Annotated in this window: 22 protein-coding genes; 11 read left to right on the top strand and 11 right to left on the bottom strand. The window is 43.0% G+C overall.

The annotated features are described in order from the left end of the window. Positions 1 to 23: 23 nt before the first annotated feature. Positions 24 to 830 (top strand): ion transporter, encoded by an 807-nt coding sequence (locus QVH07_RS07220; RefSeq protein WP_289999491.1) that lies wholly within the window; start codon positions 24 to 26, stop codon positions 828 to 830. On the opposite strand, the gene QVH07_RS07215 is transcribed toward QVH07_RS07220, so the two are convergent. Beyond that, positions 827 to 2,062 (bottom strand): voltage-gated chloride channel family protein, encoded by a 1,236-nt coding sequence (locus QVH07_RS07215; RefSeq protein WP_289999490.1) that lies wholly within the window; start codon positions 2,060 to 2,062, stop codon positions 827 to 829. The genes QVH07_RS07220 and QVH07_RS07215 overlap by 4 nt on opposite strands. Positions 2,063 to 2,296: 234 nt before the next feature. Between QVH07_RS07215 and QVH07_RS07210 the strand changes: the two genes are divergently transcribed. Beyond that, positions 2,297 to 3,184 (top strand): TIGR01777 family oxidoreductase, encoded by an 888-nt coding sequence (locus QVH07_RS07210; RefSeq protein WP_289999489.1) that lies wholly within the window; start codon positions 2,297 to 2,299, stop codon positions 3,182 to 3,184. A 7-nt stretch (positions 3,185 to 3,191) separates the two neighbouring features. On the opposite strand, the gene QVH07_RS07205 is transcribed toward QVH07_RS07210, so the two are convergent. From QVH07_RS07205 to QVH07_RS07195, 3 genes are read right to left on the bottom strand one after another with little or no spacing between them, the layout of a single operon-like run. Then, complete coding sequence (locus QVH07_RS07205) at positions 3,192 to 3,365, bottom strand: PLDc N-terminal domain-containing protein (RefSeq protein ID WP_289999488.1); 174 nt, start codon at positions 3,363 to 3,365, stop codon at positions 3,192 to 3,194. 1 nt (position 3,366) lies between these two features. After that, positions 3,367 to 3,606, bottom strand: coding sequence for a PLDc N-terminal domain-containing protein (locus QVH07_RS07200; RefSeq protein WP_289999487.1), 240 nt, complete (start codon positions 3,604 to 3,606; stop codon positions 3,367 to 3,369). Beyond that, positions 3,603 to 3,860 carry a PLD nuclease N-terminal domain-containing protein gene (locus tag QVH07_RS07195; protein ID WP_289999486.1) on the bottom strand — a complete coding sequence of 86 codons (258 nt, stop codon included), beginning with the start codon at positions 3,858 to 3,860 and terminating at the stop codon, positions 3,603 to 3,605. The genes QVH07_RS07200 and QVH07_RS07195 overlap by 4 nt, the downstream gene beginning before the upstream one ends. Before the next feature lie 93 nt (positions 3,861 to 3,953). Here QVH07_RS07195 and QVH07_RS07190 point away from each other — a divergent pair, with 93 nt between their 5' ends. From QVH07_RS07190 to QVH07_RS07180, 3 genes are all read left to right on the top strand, one after another. Beyond that, entirely contained in the window at positions 3,954 to 6,509 is a 2,556-nt protein-coding gene (locus tag QVH07_RS07190) for a M14 family metallopeptidase (protein ID WP_289999485.1), read from the top strand. A 121-nt stretch (positions 6,510 to 6,630) separates the two neighbouring features. Then, entirely contained in the window at positions 6,631 to 7,740 is a 1,110-nt protein-coding gene (locus QVH07_RS07185; RefSeq protein WP_289999484.1) for an amidohydrolase family protein, read from the top strand. Continuing rightward, positions 7,737 to 8,216, top strand: a complete 480-nt coding sequence (locus QVH07_RS07180; protein ID WP_289999483.1) for a hypothetical protein — start codon at positions 7,737 to 7,739, stop codon at positions 8,214 to 8,216. The genes QVH07_RS07185 and QVH07_RS07180 overlap by 4 nt, the downstream gene beginning before the upstream one ends. Positions 8,217 to 8,317: 101 nt before the next feature. Here the strand turns inward: QVH07_RS07180 and QVH07_RS07175 are convergent, their stop codons facing one another. The 3 genes from QVH07_RS07175 to QVH07_RS07165 all read right to left on the bottom strand — a co-directional run bounded on the left by QVH07_RS07175 (position 8,318) and on the right by QVH07_RS07165 (position 13,208). Next, a complete protein-coding gene (locus tag QVH07_RS07175; RefSeq protein WP_289999482.1) occupies positions 8,318 to 10,477 on the bottom strand; it encodes a prolyl oligopeptidase family serine peptidase in 2,160 nt (719 codons plus the stop codon). 328 nt (positions 10,478 to 10,805) lie between these two features. Then, entirely contained in the window at positions 10,806 to 11,552 is a 747-nt protein-coding gene (locus QVH07_RS07170; protein ID WP_289999481.1) for a DUF3291 domain-containing protein, read from the bottom strand. A 279-nt stretch (positions 11,553 to 11,831) separates the two neighbouring features. Continuing rightward, on the bottom strand, positions 11,832 to 13,208 hold the full coding sequence (locus QVH07_RS07165) for a methyltransferase RsmF C-terminal domain-like protein (RefSeq protein ID WP_289999480.1): 1,377 nt from the start codon (positions 13,206 to 13,208) through the stop codon (positions 11,832 to 11,834). A gap of 74 nt (positions 13,209 to 13,282) precedes the next feature. On the opposite strand from QVH07_RS07165, the gene QVH07_RS07160 reads away from it, so the two are divergent. After that, on the top strand, positions 13,283 to 13,645 hold the full coding sequence (locus tag QVH07_RS07160; protein WP_289999479.1) for a DUF1304 domain-containing protein: 363 nt from the start codon (positions 13,283 to 13,285) through the stop codon (positions 13,643 to 13,645). A gap of 116 nt (positions 13,646 to 13,761) precedes the next feature. Here QVH07_RS07160 and QVH07_RS07155 read toward each other — a convergent pair whose 3' ends face one another. Both QVH07_RS07155 and QVH07_RS07150 read right to left on the bottom strand, forming a co-directional pair. Then, positions 13,762 to 15,288 (bottom strand): P-loop NTPase family protein, encoded by a 1,527-nt coding sequence (locus QVH07_RS07155; protein WP_289999478.1) that lies wholly within the window; start codon positions 15,286 to 15,288, stop codon positions 13,762 to 13,764. Positions 15,289 to 15,290: 2 nt separating this feature from the next. After that, a complete protein-coding gene (locus tag QVH07_RS07150; protein WP_289999477.1) occupies positions 15,291 to 16,391 on the bottom strand; it encodes a vWA domain-containing protein in 1,101 nt (366 codons plus the stop codon). A gap of 59 nt (positions 16,392 to 16,450) precedes the next feature. Here QVH07_RS07150 and QVH07_RS07145 point away from each other — a divergent pair, with 59 nt between their 5' ends. The 5 genes from QVH07_RS07145 (at position 16,451) to corA (ending at position 20,845) form a co-directional block, all read left to right on the top strand. Next, entirely contained in the window at positions 16,451 to 16,672 is a 222-nt protein-coding gene (locus QVH07_RS07145; protein WP_289999476.1) for a hypothetical protein, read from the top strand. Between the two features lie 107 nt (positions 16,673 to 16,779). Then, positions 16,780 to 18,465: a phage baseplate assembly protein V gene (locus QVH07_RS07140; RefSeq protein ID WP_289999475.1), complete on the top strand. Its 1,686-nt coding sequence runs from the start codon at positions 16,780 to 16,782 to the stop codon at positions 18,463 to 18,465. A 2-nt stretch (positions 18,466 to 18,467) separates the two neighbouring features. Next, complete coding sequence (locus tag QVH07_RS07135) at positions 18,468 to 18,740, top strand: PAAR domain-containing protein (RefSeq protein ID WP_289999474.1); 273 nt, start codon at positions 18,468 to 18,470, stop codon at positions 18,738 to 18,740. A gap of 67 nt (positions 18,741 to 18,807) precedes the next feature. Next, positions 18,808 to 19,743: a tRNA epoxyqueuosine(34) reductase QueG gene (gene queG / locus QVH07_RS07130; protein WP_289999473.1), complete on the top strand. Its 936-nt coding sequence runs from the start codon at positions 18,808 to 18,810 to the stop codon at positions 19,741 to 19,743. Then, positions 19,736 to 20,845, top strand: a complete 1,110-nt coding sequence (gene corA / locus QVH07_RS07125; RefSeq protein ID WP_289999472.1) for a magnesium/cobalt transporter CorA — start codon at positions 19,736 to 19,738, stop codon at positions 20,843 to 20,845. The genes queG and corA overlap by 8 nt, the downstream gene beginning before the upstream one ends. Here the strand turns inward: corA and nadC are convergent. Next, positions 20,842 to 21,699 (bottom strand): carboxylating nicotinate-nucleotide diphosphorylase, encoded by an 858-nt coding sequence (gene nadC, locus QVH07_RS07120; protein ID WP_289999471.1) that lies wholly within the window; start codon positions 21,697 to 21,699, stop codon positions 20,842 to 20,844. The two genes, corA and nadC, sit on opposite strands and share 4 nt — an antisense overlap. 50 nt (positions 21,700 to 21,749) lie before the next feature. Beyond that, positions 21,750 to 22,136 (bottom strand): DUF4783 domain-containing protein, encoded by a 387-nt coding sequence (locus tag QVH07_RS07115; RefSeq protein WP_289999470.1) that lies wholly within the window; start codon positions 22,134 to 22,136, stop codon positions 21,750 to 21,752. Positions 22,137 to 22,193: the final 57 nt, after the last annotated feature.

Genomic DNA, 22,193 nt, shown 5'->3' with positions numbered 1-22,193 from the left:
AAGTAAATTTTTTAAATTCCTTTATGAATCTAAGTAAAGAAAGACTAGCCCACATCGTATTTGAAGCTGATGATCGAGCAGGAAAGACTTTTGATGTCGTCCTTTTGATCATGATTTTCGGAAGTATATTGGTCGCCATCCTGGATTCTGTTGCTGCGATCCGAGCAAAGTATGGGGATATTTTCCTGGCTCTGGAGTGGATTTTTACCATTCTTTTCACCGTTGAATACCTTCTAAGATTATGGCTTTCCAAAAGAACTTTGGGCTATGTTTTCAGCTTTTATGGGATCATTGATTTATTGGCGATTTTACCAACATTTTTGAGCTTTTTCGTGGTGAATTCCCAGTTGCTTACCGTAGTCCGGTCGATGAGATTACTTCGTATCACCAGAATTTTGAAACTGGGTCGTTATGTTTCTGAAGCTGAGTTCTTGAAAAAATCCATTAGAGCTAGTTCCCACAAAATTTTACTGTTTGTCGGCTTTATACTCACTATAGTTCTCATTATGGGGACGCTGATGTTCATCATAGAAGGCCCAGAGCACGGGTTTTATAATATCCCAATTGGAATGTATTGGGCAATTGTGACTTTGACAACGGTGGGTTTTGGAGACATTACACCCTCCACACCTTTGGGTCAGTTTTTATCTTCTGTAATTATGTTGATGGGTTATGCGATCATTGCGGTTCCCACGGGAATTGTGAGTTCTGAAATGGCAGCTCAAAGAACCCGGGACCAAATTGCGAAAGGTATTACATGTAAGACCTGTGGAAAAACTGGTCTTGACCCTGAAGATTCCTATTGTAGAGCATGTGGAGAGGCTCTCTAATTTTTATCCCGATTCCTTCTAAATATCCTCGGTTTTTTTGAGAGATCCTGAGATGAGTAGATACTGCTTTGGCCGGAGGCCAAATAGGCGATCACACAGCTGAGAGCCAGAAAAAATCCAGCTTCCATGCCGAAGAGCTCTAACCCCATGAGGGTACAGGTCACGGGAGTATTAGTAGCTCCACTAAAAACTCCAACCAAACCTATTCCGGCCATGAGGCTTAAGGGTAAAGGAATCCAGGTAGAAAGTGCATTGCCAAGCGTGGCTCCAGTGAAAAATAAAGGTGTCACCTCTCCTCCTTTAAAACCTGCTCCCAAAGTAAAGCTTGTCAGTCCTGTTTTAGCCAGAAAGTCGTACCAGGGAAGTGGAGTTTCGAAGGCTTCCACAATTCTGGGGACTCCCAAACCGAGGTACTCTGTACTGTCCGATATCCATACAAAAGTAGCGATAAGTAGTCCGCCTATGAGCGGTCTGAGAGGTGGGTAGGAAATGGATTTAGAAAAAAGTTTGGAGAAAAAATGTGTGCTCTCCGCGAATAATTTTCCTGATAGTCCGAAGGCAATGGCAGCAGGGATGACCCAAAGAAAATTAATGAATGTATGCGAGGGAACTTCGCTTATTTCATAGACGGTGTGCCCCACCCCCCATAACCCTTGACAGACCCAATCGGCGATAAAAGCAGTTAAAAAGGTGGGCAAGACTGATGACCAATTCAACTTCCGATCCAGCATCCATTCCAGTCCAAAAAAGGCCCCCGCCAGAGGTGTCCCAAAGACCGAAGCAAAGCCTCCCGCAACCCCGCAAATCAATATTAATCGTCGCTCTTTTTTGCTGAGGTCAAACCACTTGGAGAGTTGGTCGGCTAAGGACCCTCCCATCTGAACAGCTGTACCTTCTCGTCCTGCTGACCCTCCGAATAAATGTGTCAAAACCGTTCCCAAAAGTACCATGGGTGTCATTCTCAAAGGAACAGGATTCTTTTGTTCGTAGATTTCCTGAAGCAAAAGGTTATTGCCAAGCACCGAAATTTTGCCATACTTATAATAAAACCAACCGATCAAAAAACCTCCTGCTGGAAGTAGAGCAATGATCCATAGATTTTGTTCACGGTATTGAGTAGCCCAATCAAGAGACACCAGAAAAATAGCTGAGGCACTACCTGAAAAAAGTCCCACGATCAGTACAAAAAGAATCCATCTTTTGCTGTGATTAAGGAACTTAGAAAAAGTCAAAATTGCTGAGAAGTTAAAAGGTGATAACTTTAGCTTTGAAGATAATAATTTCCAGATTGTATTTAACTAGGGGCACTTTCTAAGTGCCAGTTGGAAGAGGATGGAAGGTAGGTTGTTTTGCAATTATTAATCCTTAGTTGAAAAAGGAGGAACAACTTTTGGCAATTTGTTTTTTGGGAATGGTGCGAACCTAATAAATACCCATCTTTTGAGTTTTGGAAACATCGTAATAAAATGAAAAGAATTCTTATCACAGGAGGTACAGGACTTATAGGCCAGAAGCTCACATCTCACCTTGAAGAAAAGGGGTATGAAGTGGCGTGGCTGAGCAGAAGAATTCAGGAAAGAAAGTCCTACCTATGGAATTTGGAGAAAAGCCATATTGATGCTGATTCTGTGGAATGGGCAGATGCGGTGATACACTTAGCAGGTGCAGGTGTAGCGGATAGCAGATGGACAGAAGATAGGAAACGGCTGATTCTGGAATCAAGGACCAAAAGCACTCAATTGCTTTATGGTGCCATAGGAAAAGCTAAGAAAAAACCAGATGCGTTTATATCTGCTTCGGCAGTCGGATTCTATGGATTTAATACCGGTACTAACCTGATGACAGAAGAATTTCCACCGGGATCAGATTTTTTGGCGGATGTGGTAAAGCAATGGGAGGAAGAAGTTCGAAAGATGGAATCCCTCCAGATCCGTACCGTTCTCCTAAGGATTGGAATCGTTCTTGACGCCAAAGGTGGAGCTCTACCGGAAATGCTCAAGCCACCAGTAGCAGCACCATTGGGCTCCGGAGACCAATGGATGAGCTGGATTCATGTTGATGATTTAGTTCGGATGTTTGCCTTTGCTCTGGAGAAAACCACTCTTCAGGGAACCTTCAATGCAGTGGGGCCCAACCCAGCCACTAATCAAGAACTCACCAAATCAGCAGCGAATGCAGTTGGTAAAACCTACGTAGGAATAGGAGTTCCAAGTTTTGTTTTAAAACTTATCTTGGGAGAAATGGCAGAGATGGTACTCGGAGGCAACCGGGTATCAAGCAAAAAAATCCAGAAGGCTGGCTTTGAATTTGAATATCCAAAACTTGGAGAAGCCTTAACCGAGGTATACCGTTAGGCCTTTATCAAACCCGCTTGCTTCGGCCCACCAGGAACCAAAGAATCGTCCCTAACAAGGGAAGCAAAACCACAATTAACAGCCAGATCAGGCGATCATTGCTATTATGAAAACTACTTATGACTACATCATAGATGGTGTAGGCGTAAATGAGGAAACCAATGATTCCGAGTCCGAACATATCAATATGGGTTGGTGGTTGAGATTTTGGTTGATTTGCCCATTAAAAGGTAGGCGATTGGTCCGACAAGTTGGGCAAATAAGATGACCAGAATCCAAATGATTTTCATGTTTGAATCCTTGAAATCTGAACGAATGATATCAATTAGGCAATAAACCCATACCACCGAATAAATTAAGCCTAGGATGAAAAATATTAATGTTCCGATTCCTCCAAAGTTGTTTAAAAAAGCTAATGTCATTTCCTTCTGAAGTTAATTCGTTTTTCCTGAGAATTAAAAAGAGTCTTTCTGACTTTGAGTCTCCTACTCATACTCAGGTACATAAAAGTACCGATGAAAGGAATGAAAATTAATAATATAGCCCAAATTAATTTCTGGTTTGGATCTCTGAATTCTGCCTGGATTAAGTCAAACAGAGCATACACCCAAAAACCGGCATAAATGACGAAGGCAATTTGAGTAATAATTAGAGCGTTTGGTTCAAGTAAATTCATATCAGTTCTTCAATTATTATTGCCATTAAACGAAAATAACTTTTCTCCCGAGTTTATTGTCAGACTTTTATGAAAAATTTAATCATCGATACTATGAAGAAGACTATCCTGACTTGTTTTTTGGGGCTCATTGCTTCGACTGTTTTTGCCCAGGTGGACTTATCCTACTATTTACCAGAAGGATATACATATGATCCAAACGTACCTACTCCAAAAGAGGTTTTGGGTTTCGAAGTGGGAGAATGGCATGCTACCCATGATCAGCTTGTGACCTATATGAAGGCGGTGGCGGAATCATCTGACCGCGTTAAGTTTGAGGAAACTGGGCGGACCTATGAAATGAGGCCTCAAACGCTTCTGACCATTACATCCCCGTCTAATCTCTCTCGGGTTGATCAGATTAAAGCGGATCGTCAGAAGCTGAGGGAATCAGGGGCTTCAGTTAATGCTGCTGATCTACCTGCGGTGATGTTTATGGGATATTCCGTCCATGGAAATGAGGCCTCTGGAGCCAATGCCTCGCTTTTAGCAGCTTATCACTTTGCTGCTGCCAATGAACTTGCAGAGGAATTAGAGAATGTCATTTTGCTTTTAGACCCGGCTTTAAACCCTGATGGGGTTAACCGTTTTGCTTCATGGGTAAATTCGCATAAGGCGTATAATTTAAATGGTGACCCGAATGGTCGGGAATACAATGAAGCATGGCCAGGAGGAAGAACAAATCACTACTGGTTTGACCTAAACAGGGACTGGCTTCCTGTTCAGCACCCTGAATCCAGAAGTCGGGTTAAGGTTTTTCAGGAATGGCTTCCAAATGTACATTTGGACTTTCATGAAATGGGAACCTATAGCACGTTCTTTTTCCAGCCGGGTATCCCTTCTAGAGTTCACCCATTAACCCCTGCTAAGAATCAGGAATTGACTGAAAAAATAGGCAGATTTCATGCTGAAGCCTTAGATAAAATTGGATCGCTTTATTTTGCCAGGGAGAGCTACGACGACTTTTATTTTGGTAAAGGGTCCACCTATCCTGATGTACAGGGCTCAATAGGGATTTTGTTTGAGCAAGCTAGCGCAAGAGGGCATCTTCAGGAAAGCCCCAATGGAATGTTGAGTTTTCCATTTGCAATAAGAAACCAGTTCACGGCAAACTTATCGTCTTTTCAGGCCATCAGTGAAATGGGAAGTGAGTTGAATGAGTGGATGCAGGAGTTTTATGAAGGAATTTCGGACGAAGCTTCTGCGGATGCGAATCAAGCTTACATTTTTGGGAGCAAAGAAGATGATGCTAGGAGCTTTCACTTGGCGGACCTTATTCTTCAGCACGATATCCAAGTATTCAGCCTTAAAGAAGATATTTCTGTAAATGGTCAGGAGTTCAAGGCTGAGAATTCATATATCGTACCTGTAAATCAGCCTCAATATAAATTGATCGAGGCCATGTTTGAGACCAGAACAACCTTTCAGGATAGTCTATTTTATGATATTTCAGCTTGGACTTACCCTATGGCTTTTAATCTGGATTACATGGCCTTGAATAGTAAAATTCTAAACCTTGCCAATGTTCAGGAGGTGAGCAAAGAAACTCATGAAATGAAAAGTGGAGGGGTAATTGGTGGAACAGCTGCGTATCAATATGCCTTGCCATGGACGGATTATTATGCCCCAAAAGCAGCGTATGATTTGCTCGAAAAGGGATTCCTGGTGAGAGTGTCCACTGAGGAGTTTGCGACTCCCGAAGGGCAAGAATTTGGACGAGGAACACTTTTAATTGGAGCCGGAGAAAGCGGATTAAATCCGACTGAATTTTACTCGGAGCTTCAAAAGGTAGCACAAGAGTCGAATTTGGAAATATATGGTCTAAGTACCGGCTACACTTCAGGAGTGAACCTGGGCTCCAGAAAGATTCTTCCTTTAGAAAAACCGGAAATCGCACTTTTGGTAGATGGAGGAGTAGACAGCTATGAGGCGGGAGAAATTTGGCACCTTCTCGATCAGCGGTATGAGATGCCTGTTACTTTACTACCTATGGACAGAGTTTCTCAGAATACTCTTAATCGATATAACGTGATTTTGATGCCTGATGGAAACTATGGGGGGCTTGGCAAATCAGGAGCCCAAACTCTCAGATCCTGGGTCTCTGCTGGTGGAACCCTTGTTGCAAAAGGGAGAGCCTTAAGCTTTCTGTCTAGAAATGAAGTTGGGGACTTTTCCTTTAGAGAAAGGGAGGCAGAAGAGCCAGTGCTACAAAAAAGCTATGCAGACTATGACAATGCTACAGGAGCAAAAGTAACCGGTGGCGCAATTTTTAATGCGATCCTCGATACAAGTCATCCTGTGGGGTTTGGCTATACCAGTCCCGAGATTTACACTTTTAGAAACGATAATTTCTGGTTAGAACCTTCAGAAAACCCTTATGCAAACCCATTAGTCTACACAGATGCCCCACTTGCGTCAGGATATTTGCATCCATCCAACGTGGCAGGTCTCCAGAATGGTGCTGTGATCCGCGTGTCGGCCATTGGAAGGGGTAGAATTATCGGATTTGCTGATAATCCTAATTTCAGAGCATTTTGGTTTGGTACGAATAAGCTTTTCGCCAATGCTATTTTCTTCGGCCAGATTATAAGTGGAGGTACAGCCAGGTAATGATTTGATCTTCTTTAAAGGGCCCCAAGGTTTGTATTTGGGGCTTTTTTGATTGACTTTCTATGACTGGTTAGGCAAAGGGAGGAGAAATTCATTACTTATACATTAAAAATTCCCAAAAATGCGATTCACACCACTTCTCGGCTTTCTTCTCCTAAGCTCATTCATGGTCAATGCTCAAGAAATGAGCTTTGAAGAATATAACCCACCATCCACGCTAAAAGTGCCGGAGAATATTGTCACTCATGCCAAGTTTCCCTTCGTGGATATTCACAGTCATCAAGGAGGAATAGATGAAACCAAAATCGATAATCTACTCTCGGAAATGGAGGAGCTGAATATGGGTGTTTTGGTAAATCTCAGCGGAAGAGGGTTTGGAAGAGGAACCAGTGATTCACAGCAGGAATACATTCGGTCTATGCTGAAGGAATTTGAAACCCATGCTCCTGGAAGATTTATGGTTTTTACCAATTTGAATTTTGCTGGTTTTGGGGATGAGAATTGGACAAGAATAGCCGTAAAAGAGCTTGAAGAGGATGTTCAGGCTGGAGCTGCGGGATTGAAGATTTATAAAAGCCTGGGACTTTCTGTGGAGGATATCAAAGGGAACCGAGTACCCATAAATCACCCCGATCTTGATCCGGTTTGGGCCAAAGCTGGGGAACTTGGGATTCCGGTTTTAATTCATTCCGCAGATCCTGCCCAGTTCTGGCAACCGCATGATGCCAATAATGAACGATGGCTGGAGCTGAAGCTCAGACCAGGAAGAAAGCGAAGTGATACTGATCCGGCCCCGTTTGAGCAGATAATAGCTGAGCAACATGATGTTTTTGGGAAGCATCCCGAAACTACTTTCATCAACGCGCATATGGGTTGGATGGCAAATGATTTGGATAAAGCTGAAGCACATCTGGAAAAATACCCCAATGTGAATTTTGGGATAGGAGCCGTGATCGCAGAATTTGGGCGTCAGCCCAGAAGGGCGAAAGCTTTCTTTGAGAAATACCAGGACCGAATCCTTTTCGGAAAGGACGCTTATAATCGGGAGGAGTTCAATACGTATTTCCGGGTGCTGGAGACTGAGGACGAATACTTTCCCTATTACAAAAAGTATCATGCGTATTGGAAAATGTACGGATTGGGACTTTCGGATGAGGTGTTGAAGAAGGTCTATTATAAAAATGCACTTCGCATTGTTCCCGGAATGGACAAAAGTCTATTTCCCGAATGAAATTCTTTGAGTATAAAAATTACCACTTTTGGTCTGATGGCTTAAAGGTGGGCGGTGCTGTTTTGGTTCTAGGGGGAAGTATTGTTTTAATAGCTCCCTTTCTCTTTCCTGTAGAGCAAAGTGTTAAATCAATTGCTCTTGGGGCTGGGGCGATAAGCATTGGTGTAATCCTTTTGGGCAGCTACAGTGGAATTCTGTTTGACTTTAGTAATAAGAGATGGAAGCATTACCAGCGTTGGGCTGGGATTTCTTTTGGGGATTGGGAGCCTATTCCGGAGGTTAAAAAATTGGACATGATACATCATGAAGTGGAGCGGTCGAACATTCCGAATGGTATTCACCCTACAATTACGAGCCGATATAAAAGCTATAAATGTGTGATTTTTATGGAAGGTCAGCAGCCTCTGGTTTTAGACTTCAGAAATGAGAAAAAAGCTATAAAGGCAATGGAACTTTTTTCCGATGAGCTAATGTGATAATTAAGGTCAGCGTGTAAAAAAGGATAAAGACTAAAATATATAAAGTAGAGCCAATCAAATTGGGCCTCAACGCTTTGCAACAAGCCAATTGCAATCATCTACTTTGACGGCACGCCAAGGTGTCGGTCAAAGTATTCGATCATCTTACCGAACAGATAGCGATCGTAATACCCCTCACGGCTCCATCCATGCGTTGCACCCGGTGCAAAGGTAAAGTCGAAGTCCTTGCCTTTTTTAATCAGTTCTTCAGCTAACACGGCTGTCGTCTTAAATGGTACCACATGGTCCTGCATGCCGTGGATGAACAGGAGTTTATCCTCCAAATTGCCGGCATACTTGAGGGCTTTTCTTTCAAAGATTTCCGGGTGTGTCTGTGGGGTACGAACAATCGCAACGTCGTCCGTGCCAAAGTACATCGGGTCCACAGCCGCTGCGGCAGCAACACCCACCTGGAATAAGCCCGGCTTCATCAATAGCGAATAAACGGAGAGTGTGCCTCCGTAACTGCTGCCCCAGATGCCGATGCGATCGGGATCAACATAGTCCAATGACTCCATATAGGCAACGGCACTCGCATAATCCTCAATGTCCTGATCGGCAAAGCCCAGTAGGAACTCTTCACGGAATGCCCGACCATAACCGTTGCTGCCGCGTGAATCCACCTGCACGATAATATATCCCTTCTTGGACAACAGATGCTGTATGAGGCTGTAGTTACCGGCCCAGCGGTTCCTCGCTGTATTCGAATACACGGGCCCAAATAGTACTGGATACTTTTTACCGGGCTGCATGTTGGTAGGTTTCAGAATTCGGGCATGTAGGGTGTAGTCATCTACAAGGCTGGGGAAAGTGACGTATTCCGCGGCTGCCCAAGTACGCTCTGTGAAGGCCGACAATGGAGACTGTGTTACTCGAGTGGCCTCGCCACCATCGCTGCTCATCACATATAGTTCGGGCGGTGCTGTGTCGTTGCTGTGCGTAAAAACCAAGTGCCGGCCATCTGGTGAAGGATAGCCAACGTTCTGCCCAGCAAGTTGTGTCACCTGCTCGGGAGCGCCACCGGACATCTTCAGTCGATATACGTGTTGTTCGTATGGATTAACACCATTTCCTGCGTAAAACAGGGCGTCACCAGCAATACTTGGTGCGGAAAGGACATCATAGGAAGGATCTGTTAGGAGTTGCGGACGATCCCTTGACGGTGATGCATCGATCCTGTAAAGGCCGTAGCGATCACCCATATCGCTTAAGAAAACGACATTTTTTCCATCCGGATGCCAGGTAGATCCAAAGGATGTATACATGCGGCTCTCTCGTACACCTCGCCAAATCTCCCTCAGTTGGCTTTCTCCGGCTGCAAGAACGAACAACTTACGTTCTACTGCCGTGTCGGAAGCAATATCAACCAGCAACGCACCGTCCTGTGACCAATTGAAGTCGATAACCTGGTTGGCATTGGGGTTCGGTAAATCGAGGTACGTGATGTTACCGCTTTCTACATCGAGCAGGCCAACTTTTCGAATCTCATTCGGATCGCCAGGATAACTTCGCCGTACCTCGTTAGGATCAGTTTCCTCAGCGAGGTAATCAGGGAACGGAACCTTTCGCATCTCTCTCCGATCCACCACGTGAATCGCGATTGTCTTGCCATCCGGGGACCATTTGTACGTTGGCCCACTCCAAATACCTGGCCCGATTTCACGTTCCGCACGGCTGTAGCGACCCTTCGGTAAGCTTGAGAGAGGAGCAATGCCGATTTCGGTGAGTTGGCGATTCTGTTTGGAAGCGAAGTCAGCAAGCCATAGGTCACCGTTTCGTAAATATGCCGCTTGATTGCCGTTTGGCGATATCGACAGGTTACTTGCCCCTGCCTTAACGGGCATCAACTGGAGGTCGACTCCTCGGCTCAGCGTTGTCTGCCATAGGTTGTCAGCTCGAAGGCTGAGGATTGTGTTTGCGTCGGTCCAGATAATATCGCGTACTGACGCGGATGTAGAATTGGAAATGAGGCGTAATTCTTTCCCATCGCTTGTGCTTACCCAAAGGCCACGCCCAGGATTTCCTGGTTCACTCCAGGAAAAGGCGAATTGCTCGCTGTTCGGTGCCCATACAGGCCGGGATGGGGTTGTTCCCGTCAGTTTTGGTGTTGCGAACAGGTCATCAAGTGTGAGCTCAGTTTCTTGTGCTGTGAGGGTTATGGGTATCGCCATCAGTAAGGCTACCACTATCCATGTTTGCCAAAAAGAGATCTGTTGCATGTGTTTGCTTTAGTGAAGTCTAGTAAAATAATCTAATACTGCTCAAATAGTGCTCTCGTCTTGGAGCCAATCAAATTTGGCTTCAACCAGTGGACATCCTGCATCTACTCATTATCCTTATTCCAAAACCAGGATATCCGCACTTTTTGCCTGAATATACCATTTTCAGGCCGATAAACGTATTACGGTTTTATCCCTTATTTTGGGTGGTAAAATAGCATTGTGACTTCTTAATTTTTCAGTTTTTGGGGTAGTTTTTTACTCTGCTCCAAAAATCTGAGCCTGCCTAAAGCCTGCTCTTTAAGTTAACCAGAGTATAAAATAAAAATTAAACTGCGAGCAGGGAAAGGCTTTCCATACGAGACTTAATTGGATCCGTATCATTCCAGGAGCCATGTGTTTCGATGAGCTGCATGCGAGTGTACATTTCTTCTTTAAAGCCATCGTATTTCCTGGTCATTCGGATTACTTCATGATGCGCTGATCGATATGCGAAATCTTTCATAGTAGCCTCATTTTCCCAAATAGAAAAAGTGGCTTGTTCAATTAATGGTAATTCAGAGAAGCCTTGAGTTAATATTAGTCCTTCCCTTCCTGTGTGGTCTCGTACCACTTTGGAGATTTGACGGAAAAAACGGAAAATATACTTAGGCTTCAAAGTAGCACGAGTTAGAACACAAACGATTTCATTGTCTACAGTTCTTTCTGCCTTTGGCTGCCACTCATTAAACCCTGACCAGGTTCCTCTTGATGAGAGAGGGCTCATCACCATCGTGTAGGTTTCAATGGTTCTTTCTTTAAATTCTGCAAATAGCTCTCCATTAAAGAAACTCTTCGCTTGTTCCATGTCATCCCAGACGCCCAGGAGGCCATATTTGTCAAACTTGGTTTTCAAACTGTAACCATGCCCACCTCCAAGACCAAACAATTTGAAAAACTTTAATCCATCCGTATTGGAGAGGGGTTCTCTAGCTTTGAATATCTGGTTGAATGCCCAGCGTTTATTCACACGGGACTCGAATCGAAAAAAGCTCATGGTGCAAATCTGCCCGGGTGTGTAGGATTGAAAAGGCATAAATTTGGCGTAAGCTTCCTTGGAAATAGTTTATTGATGGAGCTTTTTTAACTCACCAGTTTCACAATTGTTTATGTCCTTGCATGAGATTTCAGAAATAGCCTTAACATGAGAAATTAGAAGGATAGTTAAAGCCGAAGTAAAGATCATTAGAAATGAAGATATGAATGTGTAGACCCTTAGTTCTCTACATCAATTTTTATTTTGGTAAAAGGCTTTCCGCCGATTCGATCTTATGCAAATCCGCACTTCGCATTATCACTGTTAAGTGATGAAATGCTACTTCCTAATTCTCCAGTCTTTGGGGTAGTAATTATTTATTCGGTTGCCCAAATTCTTGATCCAGCCCAAACTGTTTCCCAGATAAGTAATCAGATGCCAGCCCAAAGGTATTTCTGGTAAGTTCATTTCCTTTTTTCCTAGAAAATCAAGGGCCTGATTTCGGCTTAATTCTAGCCTAGAAAAATTCTTTTTGGGTAATGTGCTTAATGCCCATTCAGGGCTCGGAATCCATCCTTCTCCTTTTCTTTTTCCTAGTTCAACGCCGAAATATCGGACATTCAGAGAACGAAGGATCACTTCAAGTTCCGGTATAAAATTTCTAAGAACTCTGAAGTAGGAATCATTAAGAGTATAAAACTTACCATTACCGTCAAAGCCTGAATCTAAATCCAGCTTTTCGGAGTCGGTATCCCTTATCTCCTTGAGAAAGGGATGTTTGAAATCTTTTGAGCGTTTGGGATTTAGACTAAACGAATCTTGAGGCCTCCTCAAGATCGCAATAAAAAATCCTTCTCCCGGGACTCTATGCGGATAAAATCTATATCCAAAAAAAGTGCCCTCAGAAGTTTCGATCTCCGACTCTTTCATTCCCCATTCCTTTTCAAATCGAATTCTGACAGGTTCGAAAGCAAACTCATCCACCAAAAAGCGGATCATGTCCTCATTCTCTTTTTCATTAAAAGTACAGGTTGAATAGATCAGATATCCTCCACCTTTGACCAGAGCGCCACAATGATCAAGAATTCGGCTTTGCCTCGCGGCACATAAGGATACATTATCTAAAGACCATTCATTTCTGGCATTTGGGTCCTTACGAAACATCCCTTCTCCCGAACAAGGGGCATCCACGAGGACGCAATCAAAAAGTCCTTCCAAATCATCAAAATGTTCTGGGTCATTGTTAGTCACTACGGTATTTCCAAGTCCCCATTTTATGATGTTCTCTTTCAGGGTCTGGGCTCTGGATTGGATGACTTCGTTTGAAACGAGAAGACCTTCATCACCTAAATAGGAAGAAAGAAGGGTGGATTTTCCACCGGGTGCAGCAGACATATCCAGAAAGATGCCCTTCGGTATTTTTAAGCTACGCAAAACCCAATCTATAAACATGGAGGAGGATTCTTGCACATAAAAAGTTCCGGCATGCCAAAGAGGATCCTGCGAAAATTTTGGTCTTTCTCTGAGAATAAAGCCATTTTCAGACCAAGGGATCCTTTCCTCAATTGAGCTAAGCTCCGACTTTTTGTAGGGATTTTTCCGAATAGATGTTTTGACAGGTTTTTCCAATGCTTTTGAAAAAATCTCAAATTCTTCTGCGCCCAGTAGTTCGCTCATCTGCTTCTGAAAGTCTTTAGGAAGCTCAGTTTTTGCCATAGGCTAAAGTTAAATGATCTTTGTTTTCGGCATTAACTTTCCTTGATTAATCGTAATTTGAAAGAAAACTACTTATGGAGATTGCCAGCCAAATTGTAATCATCATTGTAGCATCGCTACACGCCTATTTTTTGTACTTCGAGATGTTTGCCTGGGAAACCACAGGCAGAAAAATTTTCAGGCAGTTTCCTAAGGAGCTTTTCCCAAAAACGAAATCCCTGGCAGCCAATCAGGGCTTGTACAATGGCTTCCTGGTTGCTGGGTTAATTTGGAGTCTTTTGATCTCAGATCCTGAATGGTCCCGAAACGTAGCTCTATTTTTCCTTGGCTGTGTTTTGGTAGCAGGAATTTTTGGTGCTCTTACCGCAAGCAAGAAAATATTCTGGGTGCAGGGATTACCTGCCCTTATCGGGATCGTTCTGGTTTTACTAAGGTGATTTTAAAATTTAGATGCTTCCCTTCCTACCGCATGTCGGACTGAGCAGAGTCGAAGTTTAATCACATTTCCATTACCTTCCGAACTAAAAGGCAGGCGCTCAACCTGGCAAGCCAATCAATTCAATGAATCCTCATCAAAGTCATCATCATCCCCCATGCCCATGTTGAACATGGAGCTAAACAAGTCCTTAAACTGAAGGCCAGTATCCAGCAGGCTCTTGCTGAGCTGTGAATATTCCGCCAGCCCATGCAGCGCAAATTCCATAAAAAACTCCTTCTCCTTTTCTGGTAGATCAGTCACCAGTTGGGTAACCACTTCTTCTAATCCCGGAACCTGTAGGAGGGCGCTTTTGTATTCTTTGTCTGATTGCGATGCCAAAATATCCAGTGAATTTCCCTCGCCAAACCATGAAAGAGGCAGGACGTATGGATTGCCTTCTTTTTCTTTTTTCTTTTGCTCTGGACTTGGGAAGTAATTCACGAATTGCGACCGGATGGCCTTGCCAATTAAATTGTAAGCCACCAATCCAGCACCTTCCTGTTCGCCTTCATAGACGAGCTCAACTTTGCCAGTAATGGCCGGAATCACGCCAATCAGGTCCGCTACACGGGTAATGGTATTGCTTTCGCCGTTCTTGAGCATTCTTCGCTCAGCCGCAGAAATCAGATTTTCATAAGCTGAAATCGTGAGTCTAGCGGAAACCCCGCTTTTTTCGTCAACATACTCTGAGCCTCGGGCTTCGATAGCGATCTGTTCGATCAAATCGCGCATCAGCTCCGGAACATGAATATTGGAAAGAGGCTTTCCGTCCAAATTCGCTTCCTGCTCGGTAATCTTCTTCCCAATCTCAATCGACTTAGGGTAATGCGTGATGATCTGACTTTCTATTCTATCCTTAAGTGGGGTTACGATGCTTCCCCGGTTTGTATAATCCTCAGGATTTGCTGTAAAGACAAATTGGATATCCAAAGGTAAGCGAAGCTTAAAGCCTCTGATTTGAATGTCTCCTTCTTGGAGAATATTGAATAGAGCCACCTGGATTCTCGCTTGAAGATCAGGTAATTCATTGATCACGAAAATAGACCGATGCGATCGTGGGACCAATCCATAATGAATCACTCTCTCGTCATCATAAGAAAGCTTAAGAGTTGCAGCTTTAATCGGATCTACATCACCAATCAAATCGGCAACCGAAACATCCGGTGTAGCGAGTTTTTCGGTGTATCGATCATTTCTATGCCACCAGGTGATAAGCGTGTCATCACCTTTCTCTTCGATCAGGTCATGAGCAAAGTGAGTCAAGGGCTGTAAGGGATCATCATTCAGCTCTGAACCGAATACTACCGGGACATACTCATCCAGTAATTGAGTCATCATCCTTGCAATTCTTGTTTTTGCCTGACCCCGAAGGCCTAGAAGATTAATATTATGGCGGGATAAAATAGCACGTTCGATGTCAGGAATCACGGTATCCTCATATCCCCAGATTCCTTCAAAAACATTTTCATTTGCCCGAATCTTTTTGATCAGATTCTCGCGAAGTTCTTCTTTAATGCTTTTGGGTTGGTAACCAGCGGCTTTGAGTTGCCCCAAGGTTTTTATTTTTAGGAGGTCTTCAGTTTTGATGTTTTGGTAGTCCATGCTTAAAAGCGCTTTGTTCGGTTTCTTCTGTAGTCTTCAAAAATTAAATCGCCTAATCCTTTCAGGCTGGAATAGTAGGCATTGCCATTATTTACTTTGGTAAACTCTTTCACAAACTCCTTCAGATAAGGGTCTGAAGCAATCATGAAGGTGGTTACCGGTATTTTGAGCTTTCTACATTGAGCAGCAAGCTTTAGAGTCTCATTTAAGATTTTGCTGTCTATGCCAAAGCTGTTTTTGTAATACTTAATCCCTACTTTCAGGCAGGTCGGCTTTCCATCAGTAATCATGAAAATCTGCTTGTTTGGGTTTTTTCTCCTTCGGAGCAAATCCATTGCAAGTTCCAGTCCGGCCACGGTATTCGTATGATAAGGTCCCACCTGCAAATAGGGAAGATCTTTGATTTCAATCTGCCAGGCATCATTTCCGAAGACGATAATATCCAGGGTATCCTTTGGGTATCGGGTTTTAATAAGCTCCGCCAAAGCCATAGCAACTTTTTTAGCAGGAGTAATTCTATCCTCACCATACAGAATCATGGAATGAGATATGTCAATCATCAATACCGTGGAGGTCTGTGATCTAAATTCAGTCTCCTGAATTTCCAGGTCGCTCTCTGTGAGCAGATAATCTCCGGAAAAACCATGGTTTACCTGGGCATTTCTCAAAGAATCCGTCAATGCGATCTGGTCCAGATTGTCTCCAAATTCATAGGCTCTCCTATCGGTACCTCTCTCCTCTCCCAGCCCGGTATGAGTCGTCTTGTGCTGACCGGATTTTCCACGCTTAAGTTTTCCAAAAATTTCTTCCAAGGCGGATTTTCTGATACTCTGCTCTGCTTTTCCGGTAATCTTAAACTCTCCTTCAGGGCTTTCTTCAGTGAGGTAGCCTTTGTCCTTTAGGTCGTCGATAAAATCGCCAATTCCATAATTCGGATTGGTGAGATTATACTGATTATCCAGATTGGTCAGCCAGTTAAGTGCCTCAGCCACATCACCTCCGGTCATAGTGACCAACTGAAGGAAAATCTTCAATAAATTTTCAAAGGTGTTTTTGCCAGGGTCTTTCGGTGGAGTGTATTTCGAAAAGCGAAATCCTTTCATGCGCTCATAACAAGTTTTAGTGCTAACGAGTTTATCTCTTGCATTAAATAAATGAAAATATGACCAACTATAAGACTGTCGTCGGAATTGTTACTGGCGCACTGATCGTTTTTACAACTTTGATTCAGTTTGAACTTAGCATGTTCTTAATCTGGCTTATGTTTCTGATTTCTCCCTTTTTAGTGATCTGGATGGTTTGGTCCGTGCTAGTAGCCCCGGTGGAAATCAAGGAAACTTTCGATGAGCAATTTTATCAGGATCGGAAAAATACAGATCTCTGATCTTGGAGAACCCTTTTTTAAACTATTGACTTTCAGTTTTTTATGAGGTAGATTAAGGCCAATGTGCGTTCTCTTTATTGCACAAGTAAATCATAACTTTTAGTCTTATGTCAAAAAGAAGAATTACCTCCACCCCTATTCGGACCCCATTGGCTACCAGAAGCGCACCTACTTTTACCATTTCCAGCAATGGTCAAATCTTGTCTAGTCAGCTTAGGATTTTGAGCGTCCGGACCTTCAATTTCATCAATGAGATTCCTATAGCCTTTGTGGAGTTTCAAAACCAAAACTTCAAGTTGAGTGAATCTGAAGAGTTTCTATTTGGAGCAGAGTGGGAAATTAAAGCAGGATATAATTCCAACGAAGAAGTATTATTTAAAGGTGTGGTACTTAGTCACAAGTCTTTTTCAGATAATAAAAGAAATGTTCTTCAGGTCCAACTCAAAGATTCGACTTTTAGACTGGATGCTGGTCCTTCCAGTCATAGTTTTTACGATCTAAATGATAAGGACATCGTGGATAATATTTTAAGTAAATATTCTTTACAAGCTCACTCCATCCAAGGAATGGAATTCGTTCACGAAAATGTAACTCAATTGAACCAAACTGATTGGTCCTTTATACTGGAGCGAGCCAAAAGAAATGCCTGCTACGTGGGTGTGAAAGAAGGGAAGGTGACTGTAAATAAGATTAATTATAGAGCTGAACCTTCACTTGAGATTAATTCAAAAAAAGTAAATAACCATGAATTAACCCTGGATTCTGAACCACAGGCAGAAGAATTGAAGGGAAAGGTTTGGAATATACAGGACCAGGAAATGACCGAATCAACAATAAGATCCAGAGATAAGGTTCAAGTCCAATTGGCCAAGTTTATAGGATCGGAAGAATTGAATATCATCAATGACCCATATCTGAGTCAGGAAGAATTGGATTATACCTTGGAGGCTGAGCTTTCAGAGAAATGGCTATCTAGAATTAGGGGTTTCGTGGAGATCCAGGGAAATGCTCTGTTGAATTCAGGAGACTATGTAAAGCTTGACGGTTTCGGAAAGTACCTTAGCCAGACGGTATTCGTAAATGGTGTAGAGCATGAAATTGAGGATGGCAAATGGAATAGTACGATTTCAATCGGACTGGATATTCAGGAATATCAAGAGCCTGAAACTTCCATAGGTGGGATACATATAGGTGTCGTCACAGAAGTGGAAGGAGGAGAAGGTCATGCTGTCAAAGTAAAAATTCCTTCGGTAGGAGACGATGCTTCTGGTATTTGGGCTCGTCTGACCTCCACAGGAGCTGGTACCAATAAGGGTTTGCTTTTTAGACCAGACATTGGTGATGAAGTCTTGATATCCTTCCTAGGAGGATCTCTTCAAAACCCAGTAGTTATTGGAGGCTTACACAGTGAAGCTAAGCCAAGCCCTATTTCGGACAGTGAAGGATTGGATATAAAGGGCATTTTTACCAAAAGCGGCTTGAAAATGACATTTGATGATGAAGCCGGAGCAATTAAGCTTGAAACAACAGAAGGGAATAAAGTGTCAATATCTCAGGATGAAGGCGTATTGCTGGAAGATCAATCAGGAAATCGCCTAACCATGGATTCTAATGGAATTACCATTTCCAGTCAGTCAGATTTAAATCTGTCTGCAACGGGGGACATCACTATTAACGGAGTTAATATTTCTGCAAACTCTGATGCTGAAATAAGTTTGATTGGTGGTGCGAGTGCAGAATTAAAATCCAATGCAATTACCCGTATCCAAGGTTCGCTAGTTCAAATCAATTAACCATGTCTACAGCAGTAAGAATTTCTGATCCAACCAATGAGGGAGGAATGGTGGTCGGGACAGGCGCACCGACAGTACTTATCGAGGGTAAGCCAGCAGCGATAGTCGGTGATTCCGCTACCTCAAAATTGCCTAACAAACCACCAGTTAGTGACTTTGTTACCGGCAGCGCTACCGTATTGATAGAAGGAAAACCATCTATAAGAACGGGAGATTCCACAATTTCTGGGGCAGAAGCCATTGCAGGTCAGGCTACAGTAGTTATCTCTGGCTGAGTGTTGCTTCATTTCAATTTTTCCTGGGAAGTTTTTGTTGGTATTTTGCATAAACCAACGGTAACGAATGATTAGACCTCAGGAATATGCGGCACATATTAAATCCAAGGCCAAGGCCTTAGGCTTTGATTTTTGCGGCATAGCCAAAGCTGAATTTTTAGAAGGAGAAGCTCCTAAGTTGGAGGAATGGCTGAATAGAAATTACCATGGGAAAATGGCCTATCTGGCCAATCACTTTGATAAAAGGCTTGATCCAACCAAGCTTGTGGAGGGAGCCAAAACGGTGGTTTCTCTTGCCTATTCTTATTTTCCGGAGGAAGCTTTGCCCGAAGGGCAAAAGGATATTAAGCTTGCCAAATATGCCTACGGTGAAGACTATCATTTCGTGATCAAAGATCTTTTAAAGACTTTTTTGAAAGAGCTACAAGAAGAAATTGGGGAATTTTCGGGAAGAGTTTTTGTGGATTCGGCTCCTGTGATGGAACGTCAATGGGCACAAAAGGCGGGTATAGGATGGATTGGTAAAAACAGTCTTTTGCTTTCTAAGGAACAGGGAAGCTTCTTCTTTTTGGCTGAGCTGATTATTGATCTTGAGGTTCAGCCTGACCCTCCATTCATAGGGGATTTTTGTGGCACTTGTACACGATGTATCGATGCCTGTCCTACTGATGCTATTGTGGAACCTGAGGTGATAGATGCCTCCCGTTGCATTTCCTATCTGACAATTGAGTTGAAGGAAGAAATACCCACTGAGTTCAAGGGCAAAATGGGAAACTGGGCTTTTGGCTGCGATATCTGCCAGGATGTATGCCCCTGGAATCGCTTTTCTAAAACCCACACTCAGCCAAAATTTTCTCCCCCGGAGGAGTTAAAGTCTTTTTCCAATAAGGATTGGGAGGAAATGACAGAAGAGACCTTTGGAAAGGTATTCAAAAAGTCTCCTCTGAAGCGAACAAAGTTTGCCGGACTAAAGAGAAATGTTAATTTTCTGAAGAATGAGTAAGAAAAAACCATTTTTGAGCAGACACCTGATCCCAAAAATTAATCTTTTCCCCCAAAAGAAAGGATCAAAGATTGGACTTCCACCAGGATCCATGGTGTTCACTGGGAAGAAGAAAATCGAAGATGTCACCATTGAGTTGACTCATTACGATGAGGAGTTCTATGAGCAAAAAAAGATCAGCCTGAAGGAGCTTCCGAACGTTCTAGAAAATAGGAAAAAGGTGACGTGGATTGATGTAGATGGCCTTCACGACATCGAAACCTTAGAAGAAATAAGGCAGATTTTCTCCATCAATAAGCTTACTATGGAGGATATTCTGGATGTGGACCAGAGACCAAAAATGGAGGTCGTGGAAGACTATCTTTATGTCTCTGTAAAGATGATCAGGAAGGAACCTGAAGGAGATGCCTTGGATGTAGAACAAGTGAGTTTTCTTCTCAGACAAGATCTGGTGATTACTTTTCAGGAGCGTGAAGGCGATGTTTTTAATTATGTTCGGGGTAGGCTGGAAAATTCGATTGGAAATATTAGAAAAAGAGGATCAGATTACTTACTGTATGCCCTACTTGACTCCATTATTGACTCCTACTTTGTGGTTTTGGAGGGGATTGGTAGTCGTCTGGAGGACCTTGAGGAAGCGGCAATTAATAATGCGGGGGATGAAACCCTAAATCGAATTTATTTTCAAAGGAAACAATTGATGGCTATTCGAAAAGCGATCTATCCGCTCCGGGAGGTTAGTGTGGTTTTCCAAAAACACGAGGGCCCTCATGTATCTCAGGAAATTCACCCCTTTTTGCAAGATTTACATGAAAACATCACCCAGGTAATAGAATTGCTAGATGGGTTTAGAGATTTTTCGGGAAGCCTTTTGGACTTATGCATGAATATCCTTTCGAATAAAATGAATCAGATAATGAAGGTACTTACCGTCATTTCGACCATTTTTATTCCTCTAAGCTTCGTGGCGGGTGTCTATGGGATGAATTTCGAAAATATGCCGGAGCTGCATTTGAGAAACGGGTATTTTTATGTCTTAGGTGGAATGTTTGTGGCAGTTATGGGAATGCTCCTCTATTTCCGCTGGAAAAAATGGTTTTAGAAAGCCTTAAGACTGATGTCCATACTTTTCACTGAATGGGTCAAGGCTCCCATAGAAATGTAGTCCACCCCACATTCTGCGACATCTACCAGAGTTTCTTCAGTTATTCCACCGGATGCCTCAGTTTTTGCTCTTCCATTTATAATTTTAACTGCTTCGCGCATGGTGGCATAGTCCATATTGTCGAGCATGATGCAGTCTACCTGAGGAAGTGATGCTGCCTCATGAACTTCCTCCAGAGTTCGGGTCTCCACCTCTATTTTCAGGTTCAGCCCTTTTTCTTTTAAAAAATCCACTGTGCTGTTCACTGCTTTGCTTATGCCTCCGGCAAAGTCTACATGGTTATCCTTAAGCATGACCATGTCATAAAGAGCAAAACGATGATTAAGTCCCCCTCCGATGGCTACAGCCCACTTTTCCATAAGCCTGAAATTTGGGGTAGTTTTTCTGGTGTCCATGAGGCGAGCCTTGGTATGGAGGATTTTCTGGGTAAGACGGTGAGTTATTGTAGCGATTCCGCTCATTCGCTGCATGCAGTTCAGCACCAGCCTTTCGGAAGAAAGGATGGAAGTGGCCTTTCCATAAACTTTTAAACCAACATCCCCAAAACGGACCTCTTTTCCATCTTGAATCAATATTTCTACACGAAGTTCAGGATCAAAGGCATGAAAAATTCTTTTTGCCATTTCCACCCCAGCAATAATTCCATCACCTTTTATCAGTAGCTGTGCTTTACCCTGAGTTCCTTCTGGAATAGAACCCAATGAAGAAAAATCACCAGGCCCTATGTCCTCTCGAAAAGCGGCTTGGATGAATTCTTGCAGGGACTGCTCGGTAATATATTCTGGGGTCATTTGGCAAAAATAGCCAAAGACTTTGTGATTTAACTAAATGGATTGGGTAATTATCCTGCGACGAACTCCAGACTATAAAGTCGTATGGAATTATCCTTTTCGTTGACTTTGAGGAAAACTTTGAATAGCCTATTGATGCTTTGGTAGTTGCCTACATAGGAATTCACCCGGCTATTCTTTTGGCTGGAATAGACCACAGCAAAGCTATTTGGAGGGTTCTGTCTAAAAAATTCTTTCAGGACTTGCTCTGCTTGGCTGCTACTATAACTTCCTTGCTTTCCATTTAGGTTCAGTTGAATGCTGGAATCAAAGTACTGGGCCAGCTCGCTGCTGGAGCCCCTATCCAATGCTTCAACTATCGGGTCAATGGATTCAACTTTGACCTCATCCACAGGATTTCCAAGGGAGATAAAAGCAGCTAGTATGAGGTAGATCATGTACATCACCTGCCGCTATTTCAAATACTAGACCAAAAGTTAATTTGAATGCTAAAG

Source organism: Algoriphagus sediminis (genome assembly GCF_030403435.1).
In the GTDB taxonomy this organism is placed as follows: Bacteria; Bacteroidota; Bacteroidia; order Cytophagales; family Cyclobacteriaceae; genus Algoriphagus; species Algoriphagus sediminis.
This window is presented reverse-complemented; position numbering and strand designations above follow the sequence as displayed.

What these genes read in the sequence shown, in the direction of transcription:
- QVH07_RS07195 (WP_289999486.1), bottom strand. Translation starts at nt 3,860, where the DNA reads ATGAATTTACTTGAACCAAACGCTCTAATTATTACTCAAATTGCCTTC.
- QVH07_RS07145 (WP_289999476.1), top strand. Translation starts at nt 16,451, where the DNA reads ATGACCAACTATAAGACTGTCGTCGGAATTGTTACTGGCGCACTGATC.
- QVH07_RS07160 (WP_289999479.1), top strand. Translation starts at nt 13,283, where the DNA reads ATGGAGATTGCCAGCCAAATTGTAATCATCATTGTAGCATCGCTACAC.
- QVH07_RS07175 (WP_289999482.1), bottom strand. Translation starts at nt 10,477, where the DNA reads ATGCAACAGATCTCTTTTTGGCAAACATGGATAGTGGTAGCCTTACTG.
- QVH07_RS07135 (WP_289999474.1), top strand. Translation starts at nt 18,468, where the DNA reads ATGTCTACAGCAGTAAGAATTTCTGATCCAACCAATGAGGGAGGAATG.
- QVH07_RS07210 (WP_289999489.1), top strand. Translation starts at nt 2,297, where the DNA reads ATGAAAAGAATTCTTATCACAGGAGGTACAGGACTTATAGGCCAGAAG.
- QVH07_RS07165 (WP_289999480.1), bottom strand. Translation starts at nt 13,208, where the DNA reads ATGGCAAAAACTGAGCTTCCTAAAGACTTTCAGAAGCAGATGAGCGAA.
- QVH07_RS07115 (WP_289999470.1), bottom strand. Translation starts at nt 22,136, where the DNA reads ATGATCTACCTCATACTAGCTGCTTTTATCTCCCTTGGAAATCCTGTG.
- nadC (WP_289999471.1), bottom strand. Translation starts at nt 21,699, where the DNA reads ATGACCCCAGAATATATTACCGAGCAGTCCCTGCAAGAATTCATCCAA.
- corA (WP_289999472.1), top strand. Translation starts at nt 19,736, where the DNA reads ATGAGTAAGAAAAAACCATTTTTGAGCAGACACCTGATCCCAAAAATT.
- QVH07_RS07140 (WP_289999475.1), top strand. Translation starts at nt 16,780, where the DNA reads ATGTCAAAAAGAAGAATTACCTCCACCCCTATTCGGACCCCATTGGCT.
- QVH07_RS07200 (WP_289999487.1), bottom strand. Translation starts at nt 3,606, where the DNA reads ATGACATTAGCTTTTTTAAACAACTTTGGAGGAATCGGAACATTAATA.
- QVH07_RS07150 (WP_289999477.1), bottom strand. Translation starts at nt 16,391, where the DNA reads ATGAAAGGATTTCGCTTTTCGAAATACACTCCACCGAAAGACCCTGGC.
- QVH07_RS07180 (WP_289999483.1), top strand. Translation starts at nt 7,737, where the DNA reads ATGAAATTCTTTGAGTATAAAAATTACCACTTTTGGTCTGATGGCTTA.
- QVH07_RS07220 (WP_289999491.1), top strand. Translation starts at nt 24, where the DNA reads ATGAATCTAAGTAAAGAAAGACTAGCCCACATCGTATTTGAAGCTGAT.
- queG (WP_289999473.1), top strand. Translation starts at nt 18,808, where the DNA reads ATGATTAGACCTCAGGAATATGCGGCACATATTAAATCCAAGGCCAAG.
- QVH07_RS07170 (WP_289999481.1), bottom strand. Translation starts at nt 11,552, where the DNA reads ATGCCTTTTCAATCCTACACACCCGGGCAGATTTGCACCATGAGCTTT.
- QVH07_RS07205 (WP_289999488.1), bottom strand. Translation starts at nt 3,365, where the DNA reads ATGTTCGGACTCGGAATCATTGGTTTCCTCATTTACGCCTACACCATC.
- QVH07_RS07155 (WP_289999478.1), bottom strand. Translation starts at nt 15,288, where the DNA reads ATGGACTACCAAAACATCAAAACTGAAGACCTCCTAAAAATAAAAACC.
- QVH07_RS07185 (WP_289999484.1), top strand. Translation starts at nt 6,631, where the DNA reads ATGCGATTCACACCACTTCTCGGCTTTCTTCTCCTAAGCTCATTCATG.
- QVH07_RS07190 (WP_289999485.1), top strand. Translation starts at nt 3,954, where the DNA reads ATGAAGAAGACTATCCTGACTTGTTTTTTGGGGCTCATTGCTTCGACT.